The organism is Streptosporangium brasiliense, from assembly GCF_030811595.1.
Classification (GTDB): domain Bacteria; phylum Actinomycetota; class Actinomycetes; order Streptosporangiales; family Streptosporangiaceae; genus Streptosporangium; species Streptosporangium brasiliense.
The window spans coordinates 2501394-2517108 of record NZ_JAUSRB010000002.1; the positions used below are offsets into that span (position 1 = coordinate 2501394).

Annotated in this window: 17 protein-coding genes; 8 read left to right on the forward strand and 9 right to left on the reverse strand. The window is 71.8% G+C overall.

The features are described 5' to 3' along the window. The first annotated feature begins 157 nt into the window (after positions 1-157). Positions 158-1156, forward strand: coding sequence for an acyl-CoA desaturase (locus J2S55_RS20210; protein ID WP_370879791.1), 999 nt, complete (start codon positions 158-160; stop codon positions 1154-1156). Here the strand turns inward: J2S55_RS20210 and J2S55_RS20215 are convergent. Genes J2S55_RS20215 through J2S55_RS20225 form a run of 3 tightly spaced genes read right to left on the reverse strand, consistent with a single transcriptional unit; the run spans position 1119 to position 5538 of the window. Further along, complete coding sequence (locus J2S55_RS20215; protein WP_306863283.1) at positions 1119-3137, reverse strand: ABC transporter ATP-binding protein; 2019 nt, start codon at positions 3135-3137, stop codon at positions 1119-1121. The genes J2S55_RS20210 and J2S55_RS20215 overlap by 38 nt on opposite strands. Then, on the reverse strand, positions 3134-4867 hold the full coding sequence (locus tag J2S55_RS20220; protein ID WP_306863286.1) for an ABC transporter ATP-binding protein: 1734 nt from the start codon (positions 4865-4867) through the stop codon (positions 3134-3136). The genes J2S55_RS20215 and J2S55_RS20220 overlap by 4 nt, the downstream gene beginning before the upstream one ends. Further along, a complete protein-coding gene (locus tag J2S55_RS20225; protein ID WP_306863289.1) occupies positions 4861-5538 on the reverse strand; it encodes a TetR/AcrR family transcriptional regulator in 678 nt (225 codons plus the stop codon). Before J2S55_RS20225 ends, J2S55_RS20220 begins: the two co-directional genes overlap by 7 nt. A gap of 299 nt (positions 5539-5837) precedes the next feature. Between J2S55_RS20225 and J2S55_RS20230 the strand changes: the two genes are divergently transcribed. Both J2S55_RS20230 and J2S55_RS20235 read left to right on the forward strand, forming a co-directional pair. Then, complete coding sequence (locus J2S55_RS20230; protein ID WP_306863295.1) at positions 5838-6176, forward strand: DUF6204 family protein; 339 nt, start codon at positions 5838-5840, stop codon at positions 6174-6176. Between the two features lie 169 nt (positions 6177-6345). Continuing rightward, positions 6346-6594: a hypothetical protein gene (locus tag J2S55_RS20235; protein ID WP_306863298.1), complete on the forward strand. Its 249-nt coding sequence runs from the start codon at positions 6346-6348 to the stop codon at positions 6592-6594. An 11-nt stretch (positions 6595-6605) separates the two neighbouring features. Here J2S55_RS20235 and J2S55_RS20240 read toward each other — a convergent pair whose 3' ends face one another. Then, positions 6606-6995 carry a winged helix-turn-helix transcriptional regulator gene (locus tag J2S55_RS20240; RefSeq protein ID WP_306863300.1) on the reverse strand — a complete coding sequence of 130 codons (390 nt, stop codon included), beginning with the start codon at positions 6993-6995 and terminating at the stop codon, positions 6606-6608. 140 nt (positions 6996-7135) lie between these two features. Here J2S55_RS20240 and J2S55_RS20245 point away from each other — a divergent pair, with 140 nt between their 5' ends. Beyond that, positions 7136-7720 (forward strand): YceI family protein, encoded by a 585-nt coding sequence (locus tag J2S55_RS20245; RefSeq protein ID WP_306863303.1) that lies wholly within the window; start codon positions 7136-7138, stop codon positions 7718-7720. Positions 7721-7888: 168 nt separating this feature from the next. On the opposite strand, the gene J2S55_RS20250 is transcribed toward J2S55_RS20245, so the two are convergent. Then, positions 7889-8869, reverse strand: a complete 981-nt coding sequence (locus tag J2S55_RS20250; protein ID WP_306863306.1) for an NAD-dependent epimerase/dehydratase family protein — start codon at positions 8867-8869, stop codon at positions 7889-7891. A 341-nt stretch (positions 8870-9210) separates the two neighbouring features. On the opposite strand from J2S55_RS20250, the gene J2S55_RS20255 reads away from it, so the two are divergent. The 4 genes from J2S55_RS20255 to J2S55_RS20270 all read left to right on the forward strand — a co-directional run bounded on the left by J2S55_RS20255 (position 9211) and on the right by J2S55_RS20270 (position 12423). Further along, a complete protein-coding gene (locus tag J2S55_RS20255; RefSeq protein ID WP_306875498.1) occupies positions 9211-9615 on the forward strand; it encodes an STAS domain-containing protein in 405 nt (134 codons plus the stop codon). After that, the gene (locus tag J2S55_RS20260) at positions 9612-10550 is read left to right on the forward strand and encodes an anti-sigma factor RsbA family regulatory protein (RefSeq protein ID WP_306863310.1); all 939 of its coding nucleotides are present in this window, start codon (positions 9612-9614) and stop codon (positions 10548-10550) included. The genes J2S55_RS20255 and J2S55_RS20260 overlap by 4 nt, the downstream gene beginning before the upstream one ends. A 92-nt stretch (positions 10551-10642) precedes the next feature. Further along, the gene (locus tag J2S55_RS20265) at positions 10643-12049 is read left to right on the forward strand and encodes a PP2C family protein-serine/threonine phosphatase (protein WP_306863313.1); all 1407 of its coding nucleotides are present in this window, start codon (positions 10643-10645) and stop codon (positions 12047-12049) included. Continuing rightward, the gene (locus J2S55_RS20270; RefSeq protein ID WP_306863316.1) at positions 12049-12423 is read left to right on the forward strand and encodes an STAS domain-containing protein; all 375 of its coding nucleotides are present in this window, start codon (positions 12049-12051) and stop codon (positions 12421-12423) included. The genes J2S55_RS20265 and J2S55_RS20270 overlap by 1 nt, the downstream gene beginning before the upstream one ends. A gap of 45 nt (positions 12424-12468) precedes the next feature. On the opposite strand, the gene J2S55_RS20275 is transcribed toward J2S55_RS20270, so the two are convergent. Genes J2S55_RS20275 through J2S55_RS20290 form a run of 4 tightly spaced genes read right to left on the reverse strand, consistent with a single transcriptional unit; the run spans position 12469 to position 15590 of the window. Then, the gene (locus J2S55_RS20275; RefSeq protein WP_306863318.1) at positions 12469-12882 is read right to left on the reverse strand and encodes a hypothetical protein; all 414 of its coding nucleotides are present in this window, start codon (positions 12880-12882) and stop codon (positions 12469-12471) included. 17 nt (positions 12883-12899) lie between these two features. Beyond that, positions 12900-14000: a molybdopterin-dependent oxidoreductase gene (locus tag J2S55_RS20280; protein ID WP_306863320.1), complete on the reverse strand. Its 1101-nt coding sequence runs from the start codon at positions 13998-14000 to the stop codon at positions 12900-12902. Positions 14001-14022: 22 nt separating this feature from the next. Continuing rightward, positions 14023-14928: a TIGR04282 family arsenosugar biosynthesis glycosyltransferase gene (locus tag J2S55_RS20285; protein ID WP_306863321.1), complete on the reverse strand. Its 906-nt coding sequence runs from the start codon at positions 14926-14928 to the stop codon at positions 14023-14025. Further along, positions 14925-15590 carry a glycosyltransferase family 2 protein gene (locus tag J2S55_RS20290; RefSeq protein ID WP_306863322.1) on the reverse strand — a complete coding sequence of 222 codons (666 nt, stop codon included), beginning with the start codon at positions 15588-15590 and terminating at the stop codon, positions 14925-14927. The genes J2S55_RS20285 and J2S55_RS20290 overlap by 4 nt, the downstream gene beginning before the upstream one ends. Positions 15591-15715: the final 125 nt, after the last annotated feature.

A 15715-nucleotide genomic window follows, 5' to 3' on the forward strand; every position in this document is an offset into this window, starting at 1 on the left:
ACCGCCAGGAGAAGGAGGTAGCGTGACCACGTCGGCCTTCCCGCCGGGTCAGCCGGAGTCAGGCACGGCCGAGACAGTGCCGGAGTCAGGGGCAGCCGAGACGGTGCCGAAATCGGGCACGGCCGAGACGGTGCCGGAGCCGGGCGCGGCCGAGACGGTGCCGGAGCCGGGCGCGGCCGAGACGGTGGCGGTCACGGCCGGGCGCCGCGCCGTCTATCTGGTCGCCCTCGTCATACTGCCGGTGCTGGCCCTGGCGGTCGCGGTCCCCGCCGTCTGGGGGTGGGGGATCGGTCCCCGCGACGCGGTCATCGCCGTCGTCATGTATCTGGTCAGCGTTTTCGGGATCGCCGTCGGCTACCACCGGCACTTCACCCATCGCGCCTTCAGATGCCGCAGGCCGCTGCGGATCGCGCTCATGCTGGCCGGCGGGATGGCGCTCGAAGGCCCCGTCACGCTGTGGACGGCCGAGCACCGCCGCCACCACAAGTACGCCGACCGGCCCGGCGACCCACACTCGCCGTGGCGCTACGGCGACAGCGGCCTGGCCCTGCTGCGAGGCATGGCGCACGCCCACGTCGGCTGGTTCTACACCGCGCGCCGCCGCTCCAGCCGGCAGCACTGGGTGCCGGACCTGATGGCCGATCCCGACGTCCGGCGCTTCGACTCCGCCTATCCCGCCGTCGCGGTGCTGTCGTTCCTGCTGCCCGCCGCGGTGGGAGGGCTGTGGGCGATGTCGTGGAGCGGCATGTGGACCGCCCTCTTCTGGGGCGGGCTGGTCCGCTACGCCGTGGTGCACCACGTGACCTGGTCGGTGAACTCCATCGCCCACACCTTCGGCGAACGCCCCTTCAGGAGCAGGGACCGCTCCTCCAACGTCCGGTGGGTGGCGCTGCTGACCCTCGGCGAGGGCTGGCACAACTGGCACCACGTCGACCCGACCTGCGCCCGCCACGGGGTGCTCAGAGGCCAGCTGGACCCGAGCGCCCGCCTGATCCGCTGGTTCGAACGGGCAGGCTGGGCGTACGGCGTGCGCTGGCCGGACGCCGCGCGCCTGACCGCCCGCCGCTCCGCCGGTTCCGCCGGGGCGGGGGCGGGCGCCGCCCCGGCGGAACCGCCGGTTATCCCCGCACCCCCGCCACCTCCTCCTCCCCGCTGACCTCGTCGTCATCGGTGACCAGCGCGCCGCTGAACTGCGCCGCGTACAGCCGGTGGTAGGCGCCCTGGGCGGCGAGCAGCTCGTCGTGGGTGCCGTGCTCGACGATGCGGCCGGCGTCCATCACCAGGATCAGGTCGGCGTCGCGGATGGTGGACAGCCGGTGGGCGATGACGAAGCTGGTGCGGTCGGAGCGGAGCGCGGCCATCGCGTGCTGGACCAGGACCTCGGTCCGGGTGTCGACCGAGCTGGTGGCCTCGTCGAGGATGAGCAGGGACGGGTCGGAGAGGAAGGCGCGGGCGATGGTCAGCAGCTGCTTCTCCCCGGCGCTGACGTTGCCGCCCTCCTCGTCGATGACGGTGTCGTAGCCGTCGGGCAGGGTGCGGACGAACCGGTCGACGAACGTGGCCTGCGCGGCGGCCAGGATCTCCTCCTCGGTGGCCCGGGGGTTGCCGTAGGCGATGTTCTCGCGGATGGTGCCGCCGAACAGCCAGGTGTCCTGGAGCACCATGCCGATGTGCGAGCGCAGGTCCTCACGGCGCATCGCGGTGACGTCGACGCCGTCGAGGGTGATCCGGCCGGAGTCCAGCTCGTAGAAGCGCAGGATCAGGTTGACGAGGGTGGTCTTCCCCGCGCCGGTCGGGCCGACGATCGCGACCGTGTGCCCGGGCTCGGCCACCAGCGACAGATCCTCGATGAGAGGCTGCTCCGGTTCGTAGCGGAAGGACACGTGCTCGAACTCGACGCGGCCCCGCCGGGAGGCGGGCGGCACCGGGTCGGCGGGGTCCGGCTCCTGCTCCTCGGCGTCCAGCAGCTCGAAGACCCGCTCGGCCGAGGCCACCCCCGACTGCAGCAGGTTGGCCATCGAGGCGACCCGGGTCAGCGGCTGGGTGAACTGCTGCGAATACTGGACGAACGCCTGGACGTCGCCCAGGCTCATCGTCCCGGTGGCGACCCGTATGCTCCCGACGACGGCGATGGCGACGTAGTTGAGGTTCCCGATGAAGGTCATCGTCGGCATGATGATCCCGGAGATGAACTGGGCGCCGAAGCTGGCCTTGAACAGCTCCTCGTTCCGGTCCTGGAACGCCTGCTCGACCTCCGGCCGGCGGCCGAACACCTTCACCAGCTCGTGGCCGGTGAACGCCTCCTCGATGTGGGCGTTCAGGGTGCCGGTGTGGGTCCACTGCGCGACGAACAGCTTCTGCGAGCGCTTCGCGACCTGCTTGGTGACGACCATCGACAGCGGGATGGTCACCAGGGCGATCAGCGCGAGCAGCGGCGATATCACGAACATCATCGCCAGCACGCCGATCACGGTCAGCAGCGAGGTCAGCAGCTGGCTCATCGTCTGCTGCAGGGTCTGGGACACGTTGTCGATGTCGTTGGTGACCCGGCTGAGCAGCTCGCCGCGCGGCTGGCCGTCGAAGAACCGCAGGGGGAGCCGGTTCAGCTTGTCCTCGACGTCGGACCGGAGCCGGTACACGGTGCGCTGGACCACGTCGTTGAGGATGTAGCCCTGGAGCCAGGCGAAGACCGACGTCGCGACGTAGAGCACCACCGCCCAGACCACGAGCGTGCCCAGTGCGCCGAAGTCGACTCCGCGACCGGGCACGACGTCCATCCGCGAGAGCATGTCCGCGAAGCTGTCGTCGCCCGCCGCGCGGGCGGCCGCCACCGCCTGCTCCTTGGTGATCCCGGAGGGCAGCTGCTTGCCGATCACGCCGTCGAAGATCATGTCCGTCGCCCAGCCGAGGAGCCTCGGCCCGATGACGGAGAGCACCACGCCGATCAGGGCGAGGACGAGCACCACCGTGATCCTCGCGCGCTCGGGCGCCAGGCGCCGCATCAGCCGCCGCGTGGACGGCCAGAAGCTCATCGACTTCTCCACGAGCATCCCGGCCCCGGCGAAGGGGCCCCGCCCGAAGAGGCCGCCGCCCGCCGGCGGGCGTGGTGGCGTGGTCGTCATGGGCCGGTCGCTCATGCTGCGCTCCCCGCGGCTAGTTGGGACTCGACGATCTCGATGTATGTCGGGCAGGATTCCAGCAGCTCGTCGTGGGTCCCCATGCCGACGATCACGCCGTCGTCGAGCACGATGATCTGGTCGGCGCCGGCGATGGTGGAGACCCGCTGAGCGACGATGACGACGGCGGACTGGGCGGTGTAGGGGCGTAGGGCGGCGCGCAGCCGGGCGTCGGTGGCCAGGTCGAGAGCCGAGAACGAGTCGTCGAACAGGTAGATCTCGGGCTTGTTGACCAGCGCTCGGGCGATGGAGAGCCGCTGCCGCTGACCACCGGAGACGTTCGTGCCGCCCTGTGTGATGGGCGCGTCGAGGCCCCCGGGCATCGCCTCGACGAAGTCGCGGGCCTGGGCGACCTCCAGCGCCTGCCACAGCTCCTCGTCACTGGCGTCCGGGTTGCCGTAACGCAGGTTGCTCGCGACGGTCCCGGTGAACAGGTACGGCTTCTGCGGCACCAGGCCGATGCGCGTCCAGAGCATCTGGGGGTCGAGGTCGCGGACGTCGACGCCGTCGACCGAAACCGTGCCGGAGGTGGCGTCGAACAGCCTGGGCACCAGGGAGACCAGCGTCGTCTTGCCGGCTCCGGTGCTGCCGACGACGGCGGTGGTCTGCCCGGCGGAGACGCGGAAGGAGATGCCGGACAGCACCGGAGCCGCCGCGCCCGGGTAGCGGAACTCGACGTCCCGCAGCTCCAGCTCGGCGCGGCCGTGCACCTGCCGTACGGGATCGTCGGGCGGGCGCACCGACGACTCGGTGTCGAGCACCTCGCCGATGCGCTCGGCGCAGACCGCGGCGCGCGGGATCATCATCGAGATGAAGGTGGCCATCATCATCGAGGTGAGGATCTGGATCAGATACATCAGGAAGGCGGTGAGGGCGCCGACCTGCATCTCGCCGCTGTCCACGCGGCCGGCGCCGAACCAGAGCACGGCGACGGCGGAGACGTTGAGGATCAGCAGCACGACGGGGAAGATGAGGTTCATCAGCTGCCCGGCGCGCAGCGCGGTCGCGGTCAGCGCGTCGTTCGCCCCGGCGAACCGGAGCGTCTCCTCGCGTTCCCGGACGAAGGCGCGCACGACGCGGATGCCGGTCAGCTGCTCGCGCAGGACCTGGTTGACCCGGTCGATGCGCTCCTGCATCGCGCGGAACTGGGGGACCATGCGGGAGATGATCAGTCCGATCGACACCAGCAGCACGGGGACGCAGACCGCCAGGAGCCAGGACAGGGTGAGGTCCTGGCGCAGCGCCATGATGATGCCGCCGATGCCCGTGATCGGCGCGGAGACCAGCATCGTGCAGCCCATCACCACGAGCATCTGGACCTGCTGCACGTCGTTGGTGCTGCGGGTGATCAGCGAGGGCGCTCCGAACTGGGAGACCTCCCGGGTGGAGAACTCGCCCACCCGGTGGAAGACCGCTGAGCGGACGTCCCGGCCGAATCCCATCGCCGCGCGGGCGCTGTAGTAGACCGCCGCGATCGAGCAGATGATCTGGATCAGGGACACGAACAGCATCCAGCCGCCGGCGGACAGGATGTAGCCGGCGTCGCCGGTGGCGACGCCCTGGTCGATGATGTCGGCGTTGAGGCTGGGCAGGTACAGCGAGGCCATGGTGCCGACGATCTGCAGCACCACCACGGCGGTCAGCGTCGATGAGTAGGGCCTGAGATAGGTGCGTAGCAGCCGGCTCAGCATGAGTGGTGCCCTCCGCTTGGGGTGTCGGAGCTGTTGGAGGTCTCCGGACCGCCGGTGGCGTCCGGATCGGGCGCGTCGTGCTCCGGGCGCAGGCGGATGCCGTCCAGCAGCATGGAGACGATCTCCGCCGGTGACAGCGGGTCGTCCTCGACGAACCGGGGATGGCTGCACGCGACGGTCAGCAGCTGCAGCCGGCGCACGGCCTCCTGCGGACCGCAGCGCAGCCGGTCGCGGCCGGGCTCGATCAGGTCGATGAGCGCCTGCCGGATGACGACGTTCTGGCCGAGCCGGATCTGGCGGTTGCGGCCGGCCTCGACGGCACTCCCGCACCCCAGGGCGTCCAGCAGCCGGAAGACGCGCGTCGTGCGCTGCTGCAGGATCTCGACCGCCGCGACGAGCCGGGCGTCCAGGGGGGCCGCGCGGTCGATGGCCGCCAGGTCGCGCAGCAGCGGGTCGGGGTCGAAGGCGCTGGCCACGGCCGCGTCCACGAGCTCGTCCTTGGTGGCGAAGACCCGAAAGATCGTCCCCTCCGCGACGCCGGCCGCCTGCGCGATCTGCCGGGTGTTGACGTCGGGGCCGTGGGCGAGCACCAGCGACAGCGTGGACGCGATGAGCGCGGCACGCCGCTCGTCCGGCGGGAGCGGCGCGGCGCGCTGGGAATGGGACGTCATGATCACGCGGATGACCCTACACGGCGAGTGAGTGAGTTACTCACTCATAAGGGTGAGCAATCCGTTTACAGGGGTGGGCGGCCCGGTGTCCGTGGCGGTCCGGTCGCTCCGCCGCCGGTGGGCATCGAGGTCCGTCTGGAGGCTAGTATAAATTTGCAGTGGACTTCAAATTTGCACTACGTTCAACGATGGACGGGCGGGTGCGGAGCGCGGCACCCGCCCGCCGGGCGGGGTGCGTCCGGGGCGGTGGCCCGCCGGGCGGGCTCCGGCGCGCGCCGTCCGGAAAGGATGAGGACACCATGACGCGGCACGTCTTTCGAGTGATCATTCGTGGCAAGTTCGACCGGTTGGGCGACGCCGACCGGGCCGCGCTCCTCGACCGCCTCGGCCGGGCCGACGACCAGGACGTGACCGGGAGCCCTTTCAGCGAGGAGGGCACCTTCGTCTATGACGAGACCTTGAGCTGGTTCACGTTCCGCTGCCAGGTGTCAGCCGACGCGGCGGGCGGCGAGGCCGCGGCCCAGCAGGAGGCGATCGCCCTCCTTGAGGCCCACGGCTACGGGTTCAGGGATCCGCGTCCGGCGATGACGAACATGAGCACCATCCCCATCCGCAGGAAGGGCCGCCGGGTGAGCTGACGCGCTTCTTCCGGCCGCCGCGCCGGCCCGGCCGATCTCGCCGCCGGCCCGGCCGACCTCGCCGCGGTCCCGGGCGGGCCGTGCCGTCCGGTGGACCGGCTTGACCTGCGTGTCCGTTAAGCCGGCGGGTGCGCAGGGTATGGCCGCCTTCGGACAAGGAGGTGCTTCCATGGCGCTCATCGACCGGGAATGCGTCCGGCGGCTGCTGGAATCACCGGACCCCGACACCGCCCTGGTGTTCGTCCGCGGCGACTGCCTGGTCCTGGAGAAGGGGGAGATCGACGATGACCACCGGGCGCTGATCATCGCGCGCCGCCGGGACGTGGCGGACTTCACCGCCGGTGATGTGGTCACGGACGAACAGCTCGACCTGCTGGCCGACCGGCTCGACAACGTCGCCCGGGACATAGGGGTCTGAGACCCGGCGGCTCACTCGGGCTCGGGGAAGCTCTCGGTGCGGGCGTCGTAGCGGGCGCGGGTGGCCTCGATCTCGTCGACGTGCTCCTCGGCCCACGAGACGAGGGAGCCGACGGTGTCGAGCAGCGTGCGGCCCATCGGGGTGAGCGCGTAGTCGACGCGGGGCGGCATGACCGGATACATGGTCCGGGAGATGATGCCGTCGCGCTCCAGCCCGCGCAGGGTGACCGTCAGCATGCGCTGGCTGATGCCGTCGATGTCGCGCTTGAGCTCGTTGAACCGCTTGGTGCGGTCGCTCAGCTGGGAGATCACATACAGCGACCACTTGTCCCCGACGCGGTCCAGGATCTCGCGGGCCTGGCAGGCGGCCCTGGTGCGCTCGGAGAAGGCCGTGCTGTCCATGGTTCTCTCCAGGTAACTAAATGAGGTGAAAGTGCCTTCTTGTCACTTTTGGCGAAGTGTCACCAGGATAGAGGCGGTTCCCCTTCGGAACCGACCTATCAAAGGGAACCGCCTTACCCCAGGTAACCCAAGGAGACACGATGACGACCAAGGCTGTCGAGATCCCCGGCTACGTCGCCGGCACGTGGGCCATCGATCCGGCCCACTCCGAGGTGAGCTTCGTCGTCCGGCATCTCATGATCAGCAAGGTGCGCGGGCGCTTCCTCGCCTTCGAGGGCCGGATCGTCACCGGCGGCGACCCGCTGGAGTCGAGCGTGACCGCGACCATCGATCTGGCCTCGGTCGACACCGGTAACAAGCAGCGGGACGACCACGTCCGCTCCGCCGACTTCTTCGAGGCCGACGTCCACCCGACCATGACCTACCGCTCCAGCGGGATCCGCCCCGACGGTGACGGCTTCCTGCTCGACGGCGAGCTCACCCTCAAGGGGGTGACCCGCCCGGTCCCGCTGAAGCTGGAGGTCAACGGGTTCGGCCCCGACCCCTTCGCCGCCGACCCCTTCGCCGGTGGCCGCGCTGGGTTCACGGCCACCGGGGAGATCAACCGCATGGACTTCGGCGTCAGCTACAACGGCCCCATCCCCGGCGGTGGCGTGGCCCTGAGCGAGAAGGTCCAGATCGTCATCGAGATCCAGGCGGTCCTCCAGACCGACGCCACCGCGTGACGGCCGCTCGCGGGAGCCGGACCCGCGCAGGCCATCCCGTGACGATCCCTCGCGGGAGCCGGCCCTGTGCCGCCCCATGACGGCCGTTCGCGCGCGCCGGTCCCGCGCCACCTCATGACGGCCGTCCCGTGGGCGCCGGACCCGGGCGCCGGACCCGTGAGGGTGTGATCATCCCTGAGGGCGGGAGCGCCACCTGGCCAGGAGGTCCGCCTCCCGGTCCGGGCTGATCGTGGTGTCCGTCGAGAAGGACGCCTCGGACTCGCGGATCTCACGCACCGACCGGCCGAACGGACGCGGGCTGAGACCGGCCGCCGCGGCGGCGGCCGGATCCGCGGTGTTGACCGCCGCGTGCCCGCCGCCCTCCGACCAGAGCGGCAGCGACCGCCCGTCCTCTCCCTCGGAGCGCAGGAAGTCCTGCCCGACCCAGGTCAGCGTGGTCCCGGGCGGTCCGACCTCGGCCACGATCGCCTCCAGCATGTCTCCGAAGGAGAACGGCGGGGGCGGGCTGACCGCGTGGAAGGCGCCCGAGCCCGCCTTCTCGGCCATGGCGATGATCCAGGCGGCCATGTCGCGTCCGTCGATCACCTGGATCGGGTCCGTGGGGTCGCCCGGAGCCAGGACCTCGCCGCCGCGTGCGATCCGGTTCACCCAGTAGGTGAACCGGCCCGTGTAGTCGTACGGGCCGATCACGTAGGTCGGCCGTACGATCAGGGTTTCCGACCCGAAGTGCTCGACCGCGGCGCGCTCGCAGAGCACCTTCAGCGCCCCGTAGGTCTCGATGGTGACCGCCTCCGGGATCGGGCCGTCGAGCTCGACCAGCGGCGAGTCCTCGGCGAAGCCCGGCTCCTTCGGGACGGTGTAGACGGCGGTGCTGGAGACGAAGACGTACTGGCCCGTGGAGAGCGCGCCGGCGAGGGAGGCGATCTGCCCCGGATGGTAGGCGCTGACGTCGATCGTCGTGTCCCACCGCCGCTCACGCAGGACCGACAGATCCGCGTTGCGGTCGGCCCGCAGGTGCTCCGCCTCGGGGAACAGCTCCGGCCCCGTCTGCCCTCGGTGCAGCAGGGAGACCTCGTGCCCGGCCGCGATCGCGGCTTCGGTGATGTGCCGGCCGACGAACCGGGTCCCACCGATGATCAGAATGCGCATGCCCGTCATTTTCCTGCATAAGGTGCACCGGAATTAGTGGGGTATGCCGGAATTTTTCGGCATGAGGGACGCCTGGACCGGTCTTCCCTCCTTTCCGTTTCCGTGCCGCCGTGCTTTCCGTTCCATGCCGCCGTGGCTCCGCCCCCCGCTTTCCGCGCCGTGTTGCTTCCATGTCGCGCTGCCTTCCGCGCCGCGCTGATGTCCCCTTCCGCGCCGCCACCGTGACCTCCCCTTCCGCGCCGCCGTCACCTCTTCCACGCCGCCGTGATCTTCTCGTCCCCTTTCGCCATGGAGTCGGCGCACCCTTTTCGCTGTGAAAGAGGACAACGGGTACGTTGGAGGTGTTCAACGCCGACTTCAGGACGGTCATCATGACGATCTGGCCAGAGGCGCGACCGTGCAGACCGCCTCCGGCCGCCGGGCTCCGTGACCCGAGCCCCCACGATCTCCACGTCGACCTGCTGGAGGCGCCCGCCCTGCTGAGGGTGAGCGGTGAGATCGACCGCACGACCAGGAGACTCTGGGAGGAGGCGTTGGGCGGACTGGTCATCAGGGGTGAGGACATGCACCTCGACTTCTCCGGGCTGACGTTCGTAGACGTCCGGGGGGCTTGGTTGCTGACCGAGGCCGCGCGTAGCCTCCCCGTCGGGAAAAAGGTGTTCCTGCACCACGCGCCCTACTGTCTGAGATCCGTACTCACCTTGATCGGACCGGACCCCTCCCCGATCGAAGTGGAGACGCAATGAGCACGACGGCGACCACCACCACGGTGGATCCGTTCGTCCACCCGGCGCTGTTCTACCGGGGAGCCCAGCAGTATCTCGACGGCACCGTGCCGTTCGTCCGCGAGGGCCTGGCGGCCGGGGAGCCGGTCGCGGTGGCCGTGCCCGCGCCGAACGTGGAGCTGCTCCGGGACGAGCTCGGCGCGGCGGCCTCCGGAGTGCGCTTCCTCGACATGACGGAGGCCGGCCGGAACCCGGGCCGCATCATCCCCGGGGTCCTGTACGCCTTCGCCGACCTCCACCCCGCCGGCAGGGTCCGCATCATCGGCGAGCCGATCTGGCCGGGCCGCTCGGAGACGGAGTATCCCGCCTGCGCCCAGCACGAGGCGCTGATCAACCTGGCGTTCTCCGGGCGTGCCGTCACCATCCTGTGCCCCTACGACCTCGACGGGCTCGCCCCCTCGGTGATCGCTGACGCGGAGATGACCCACCCCCTCCTCGTGGACGCCTCGGGCTCGCGTCCCAGCCGCGACTACGCGCCCGAACGCGTCATCGGCCGTTACAACCGGCCGCTGCGCGACCCGGCGGACGCCGCCGCCCTCGGCTTCTCCCCGGGCGACCTGGGGCGGGTGCGCGACTTCGTCGTGGGACACGCCGGCCGGATGGGACTGTCCGGAGAGCGGCTCGAGGACCTGCGGCTGATCGCCAGCGAGCTGGCGGCCAACAGCCTCGACTACGGCGGGGGCTCGGGGACCGTGCGTATCTGGTCGGAGAACGGGCATGTGGTCATGGACGTCAGCGACGCCGGTCACATCGTCGACCCCCTTGCCGGACGCCGGCCCGTCGATCCCCGCCAGCGGGGATCCCGCGGCCTGCTCGTCACCAACCTGCTCAGCGATCTCGTCCGCGTCCACACCATCCAGGGCGGCACCACCGTCCGCGTATATTTCAGTGCTTGAACCGCCCCGACCGCACACGACCATCTGCACCATCTGTCAAAGCCCGTGCCGGCGCCCCGTCACCCCGGCTCCCTCAAGGCCGGCGCGCGGCCATGCGGAAGGAAGCGATCCTGAGCCCAGGAGATGAGCGTCGCCTGCTGCCCTCCAGCAGGCCGGACGTCCTGAAATCGACCAGACAGACCATGCCCTCCCCCGGCAGGCGCGGTGCGGCCCAGACGGGAGCGTACGCGGCTCCGGCGGGAGCCTACGCGGTCCCGCCGGAGGCGTGCGCGGCCCCGGACGGCTCGGCGCCGGCGGACGATCGCGTGTTCGAGGGGCTCATGGAGGTGCTGCCCGCCGCCGAGCGCCTGTCGGCCTCGACGGCCCGGGCGCAGGTCATGCTCGACGTGATGCCCGGGTCGGCGAGCTGGTCCGTGCCGATCCGTGACGCCTCGGGGACGATCGTCGACTTCGTCATCCAGGCCGTGAGCCCGGAGGCGGAGGACGTTCACGGCCGGCGGGGCGGGGAGCTGGTCGGCCTGCGCGTCCGGCAGTGCTACCCCTCGGTGCTGGACACACCGCTGTGGCAGGCGCACCTGCGTGTGATGGAGACCGGCGTGTCCGAGCGGCCCAGCCGGTATGAGCACGTCGAGGCCGCCGACGGCGTCCCGCACCGGTCGGACTACGTCATGCGGCTCGCCCGCTACGACGACGGCCTGCTGGCCACCTGGGTCCGAGACGACAGCGAGCAGCGGCTGGAGGAGGAGAACCGGTTCACCGCCCACCTGCAGAAGATCGTCATGCCGGTCCAGGACGAGCCCTTCACCCTGCCGGGCCTGCGGGTGGCGGCCCGTTACCAGCCCGCCGAGACGGCGGCGTATCTCGGCGGTGACTGGTACCAGGCGATCGGTCTGGACGACGGCGACGTGCTGCTCGCCGTGGGGGACGTGGCCGGCAACGGGGTGGCCGCCGCCTCCGCCATGGCGAAGCTCCGCCACGCGATCACCGGCCTGGCCTTCGCCCGGCACGATCCGGCGGAGATCCTCACCGTGCTGAACCGTCTGCTGTGCAAGCTCCGGCCCGACGTGCTGGCGACCGCGCTGGTGGCCCGCTACCACCCGGCCGACCGCACCCTGCGGTGGACCCACGCCGGTCACCCCCCGATGCTGCTGGCCCGGGGCTCCCACGTGGAGCGCCTGCTCCACCCGGGCGTGCTGCTCGGCGTCTTCGAGGACGCCACCTACACCTGCGGCACCGTACGGCTCAGGCCCGACGATCTCATGGTGATGTTCACCGACGGGCTCATCGAGAAGCGCGGCAGCGACCTCTACGAGGGCCTGGATCTCACGAGCGCCGCCCTGGCCGAGGCGCTCAGGCCGATCGCGCCCGCCTCCCAGGAGCGGCTGTCGGCGGTCATGAACGCCATGGTGCCGGCCAACGCGGCCGACGACACCTGCGTCCTGGTCGCCCAGGTCACCCAGGACGGTCAGCTCGGCCCGCACGTCCGCGGGGCCGGCTGATGTCCGATCTTCGCCTGGAGACGCCGGCGGCGCTGTTCACGGCCAGGGCCGCCGAGGGCGCGGCGGTCGTGGCGATCCGGGGGAGCTTCGACCACACGGTCCACGCTCTCGCCGTCGACTTCGTCGACCAGGTCTTCGCCGCGTTCGGCCCGCGTCTGATCATGGACCTCACGGGTCTCGACCTCCTCGACTCCCGGGGCACCGGCCTGATCGTCAACTGCTGGAGGCGCGCCCTCGGGGAGGGCGGCCGGCTGGCGCTGGTGGGGACCGAGCGCGGGGCCACGCGCATCCTGTGGATCACCGGTCTGACGACGCGCATCCCCGTCTACCCCACGGTCCAGGACGCCCTCGACGACCTGCCTCCTCGCACGTAGGCCCCCGGCCCCCTGGCGGAAGGCCCCGCGGGGACGGGGCGGGGCTCAGCCGCGGGGGCGGGGTGGGCGCGCCTCGCGGACGCGGGCGAGCGTCCCGGCGGCGAACCCGGCGGCGGCGATCACGGCGAGGATGACGACGAGGTTGAGCCCGTAGTCCAGCGGCAGCTGGGAGGGGTTGTCGGCGCGCCGTCCGAAGCCCAGGACCATGGGCAGGGCGACGAGGGTGATCACCGCGCCGATCACCAGCGCCGCCCGGTACGGCCGGCGCATCCGGCGGGTCAGGACGCCCGTCGCGAGCACCAACGGCACCAGCAGCAGGTCGTGCGCGATCAGGATCCCGCCGAACCACACCGCCCAGCTCAGCGGCCGGGTCTGGTCGGCGTCGGCGAGCAGCCCGGCGAACCCCAGCAGGACCAGCCCGGCCCCGGCGGCGTAACCGACCATTCTGTAACCGCTCACCCGGTGACCGTCCGCCTTCACGAGACCACCACCTTCGTGACCCACTTGGTCTGCATGACGCCGGGCCGGTCCGGCGCGATGAGCCTGAGCGGGTAGCCGTGCTCCAGATGGAGCGTTTCGCCGTTGACGCGCAGGGCGAGCAGGGTCAGCGGATCGTTCCAGTGCGGTGGCCGCAGCTCGCTGGTCCGGTAGACGCCGGAGGGACGCTCCAGCGACTCCACCGTGACCAGGGCGTCGGGCGGGGCGCCCGCCACCAGGTCACGGAGCCGGACGCCGGTCCAGCGCGCGGACGCGCTCCAGCCCTCGACGCAGGCGATCGGCAGCTCGACCGTGTGCTGCGGCAGCCGTACCAGGTCCTGGTAGGAGTATTCCGCCTGGACCGCGCCGGTGACGACCAGCCGGTAGCTGGCGTCGACGGGCCTGACCCCGGCGGCCTGGGAGGTCCTGTTGACCGGCAGGCCCTGTGGCCCGATCGCCGGGTTCCGCGGCGCGATCAGGGCCAGCCGCCGCAGCGGGGCGAAGGCCTCGCCGACGGTGAGCAGCACGGTCAGCCCGGAGGCCGCGCCGATGGTGAGCAGGAAGCGGCGCCGGGCCGGCTCCAGCGGGACGGGGACGGACCGGCGGACCTTGGACCATTCGGTGACGACGTGGATGATCAGGGCGCCGTAGACGATGAACGAGGTCCAGTAGTGCGCGGCCGGGAAGAAGAACGACCAGGGGTAGGTGTAGGCGATGTTCAGCAGCCCGGTGAAGAGCTGGAACAGCGCTCCGGCGACCAGCAGCAGGACGAACGCGCGCTCGACCGCGTGCGCCGCGGAGCGGAACGGCGGCCACTGCCACAGCTTCGGGTAGACCGCCCACAGCTTGGCCAGCAGCAGCGGGATCGTGGCCAGGCCGCTGATGACGTGCACCCCCTGGGTGACGCGGTACAGCCCGATGGGCCGCGACGGCCAGTCCAGCCAGGGCGGCGGGTGCTGCATGAAGTGGCTGAACAGCCCGGTGATCAGGGCGAGGGTGAAGCTGATGCCCAGCAGCGCGCCGAGCCGGGCGGCCACGCCCTCCGAGCGCAGCCCGCTGGTGAACACCACCTTCTCCGTCAGCGCAGGCTTGTCGACCATCGTCCTGCCTCCTTCCACGAGTCTACGCAGGTGGATCCGTCGCGTCGGGGGACGCCCCGGACAGGCGCCCGGTCATGGGGCCGCTCCTGCGGAGGGGGCCGAGGGGCCGGGGCGGGGGCCGGGGCGCCGGGCCGCTTCCGTCCGAGGGGCGGCGGCCCCGCCGCGGGGCCGGACCGGCCGCCGGGAGCACTCCCGCGCCGAGCCCGGCGAGGGCGGCGGCGAAGCGGGACGACGGCGCCTCGGACGCCACCGCCAGCGCGTCCTCCGCGGTGTCCACATCCCGCAGGGGAGGCAGCATCCCCACCGACAGACCCGCCGCGCGCAGCCGCCGCAGTTGGACGGCGCCGGTCGTGGGCCGGGACATCGGCACACCGAGCAGGAGCGCGGGGTCGGGACGGCGCAGGCCGAGCAGCCAGAACCCTCCGTCGGTGGCGGGGCCGAAGACGGCGTCGCAGGTGGCGAGCCCGGCCACCGCGGTGGCCAGCAGCAGTGAGCTGACCTGCGGGGTGTCCATGCCGATCAGGACGACGGGCAGCGGGCAGGCCCGGTGGGCGTCGTCGAAGGCGGCGGCCAGCCGTTCGTCCAGGCCGGCGCCCCGCTGCGGCACCACGGTGAAGCCCGGCGGGAGCCAGGGGCCGGTGCCGCCGCGCAGCGCGATCACCCGGTGGTCCACCGGGGCGGCGGCCACCGCCCCCAGGGTGTCCGCCAGCGCCGCCGCGGCCAGGGCCGCGGCCTCCTCCGGGGTGAACGGCGGGGTGAGCCTGGTCTTGACCTGCCCCGGCACCGGCTCCTTGGCGATGACGACGACCTGGGCCCCGCCGCCGCGGACGGCCCGGCCCCCGTCCTCCCGGGGGAGCCGCCCCCGCCGCGGACCGGCCCCGGCGCGGGCCGCGTCCCGGTGGGCGGTCCCGTCGCGGCCGCCGGTCATCCGGTGCCGCCCGGCCCGCTCAGGACCCTGCGCATGTCGCCGACCGCGCGGAGCGTGCCGCGTACGGTGCCGGTCACCTTGGACCGTCCGCTGCGGGGCAGGTAGTCCACTCCGGTCTCGGTGATCCGCCAGCCTCGCTCGGCCGCCCGCAGGACCATCTCCAGCGGGTAGCCGAAACGCCGGTCGGTCAGGCCCAGGGCCACGAGGTCCGCCCGGCGGCAGGCCCGCATCGGGCCGATGTCGCGCAGCCGGGTGCCGGTGCGGCGGGCCAGCCGCCAGCCGAGGAAGGCGTTGCCCAGCCGCGCGTGCAGCGGCCAGGCGGCTCCCGGGCCGGCCACCCGCCTGCCCAGGACCAGGTCGGCCCGGCCCGAGGCGACGGGCCCGGTCACCCGCGGGAGCTGGCCGGGGTCCAGCGAGGCGTCGGCGTCCATGAAGCACACCACCTCGCCCGTCGCGGCCAGCAGGCCCGCGTGGCAGGCGGCGCCGAACCCGCGCCTGGGCTCGCTCACCACCAGCGCCCCCAGCTCGGCCGCGACCCGTGCCGACCCGTCCGTGGAGCCGTTGTCCACCACGATCGGGCGGTAGCCGTCCGGCATGCGTCCCAGCACCCACGGCAGGGCCGCCTCCTCGTCCAGGCACGGGAGCACCACATCGATCTCCATGCTTGCGACGCTACGGCCGGCAGGGCCTGTCAACCCTTACGGAGTGGTGACGTGTCGCGGAAAAATAGCAGGTCAGACCTAATGTGAGGGTGTGATCAAACAGTCTCGGCGGCAGGCAGGGGGCC

Excerpts from the sequence above, each read along its gene's own strand:
- J2S55_RS20265 (WP_306863313.1), top strand. The coding sequence starts at position 10,643 with ATGCGGAAGGAAGCGATCCTGAGCCCAGGAGATGAGCGTCGCCTGCTG.
- J2S55_RS20225 (WP_306863289.1), bottom strand. The coding sequence starts at position 5,538 with ATGACGTCCCATTCCCAGCGCGCCGCGCCGCTCCCGCCGGACGAGCGG.
- J2S55_RS20245 (WP_306863303.1), top strand. The coding sequence starts at position 7,136 with ATGACGACCAAGGCTGTCGAGATCCCCGGCTACGTCGCCGGCACGTGG.
- J2S55_RS20220 (WP_306863286.1), bottom strand. The coding sequence starts at position 4,867 with ATGCTGAGCCGGCTGCTACGCACCTATCTCAGGCCCTACTCATCGACG.
- J2S55_RS20250 (WP_306863306.1), bottom strand. The coding sequence starts at position 8,869 with ATGCGCATTCTGATCATCGGTGGGACCCGGTTCGTCGGCCGGCACATC.
- J2S55_RS20260 (WP_306863310.1), top strand. The coding sequence starts at position 9,612 with ATGAGCACGACGGCGACCACCACCACGGTGGATCCGTTCGTCCACCCG.
- J2S55_RS20290 (WP_306863322.1), bottom strand. The coding sequence starts at position 15,590 with ATGGAGATCGATGTGGTGCTCCCGTGCCTGGACGAGGAGGCGGCCCTG.
- J2S55_RS20280 (WP_306863320.1), bottom strand. The coding sequence starts at position 14,000 with ATGGTCGACAAGCCTGCGCTGACGGAGAAGGTGGTGTTCACCAGCGGG.
- J2S55_RS20270 (WP_306863316.1), top strand. The coding sequence starts at position 12,049 with ATGTCCGATCTTCGCCTGGAGACGCCGGCGGCGCTGTTCACGGCCAGG.
- J2S55_RS20285 (WP_306863321.1), bottom strand. The coding sequence starts at position 14,928 with ATGACCGGCGGCCGCGACGGGACCGCCCACCGGGACGCGGCCCGCGCC.
- J2S55_RS20215 (WP_306863283.1), bottom strand. The coding sequence starts at position 3,137 with ATGAGCGACCGGCCCATGACGACCACGCCACCACGCCCGCCGGCGGGC.
- J2S55_RS20240 (WP_306863300.1), bottom strand. The coding sequence starts at position 6,995 with ATGGACAGCACGGCCTTCTCCGAGCGCACCAGGGCCGCCTGCCAGGCC.
- J2S55_RS20235 (WP_306863298.1), top strand. The coding sequence starts at position 6,346 with ATGGCGCTCATCGACCGGGAATGCGTCCGGCGGCTGCTGGAATCACCG.
- J2S55_RS20230 (WP_306863295.1), top strand. The coding sequence starts at position 5,838 with ATGACGCGGCACGTCTTTCGAGTGATCATTCGTGGCAAGTTCGACCGG.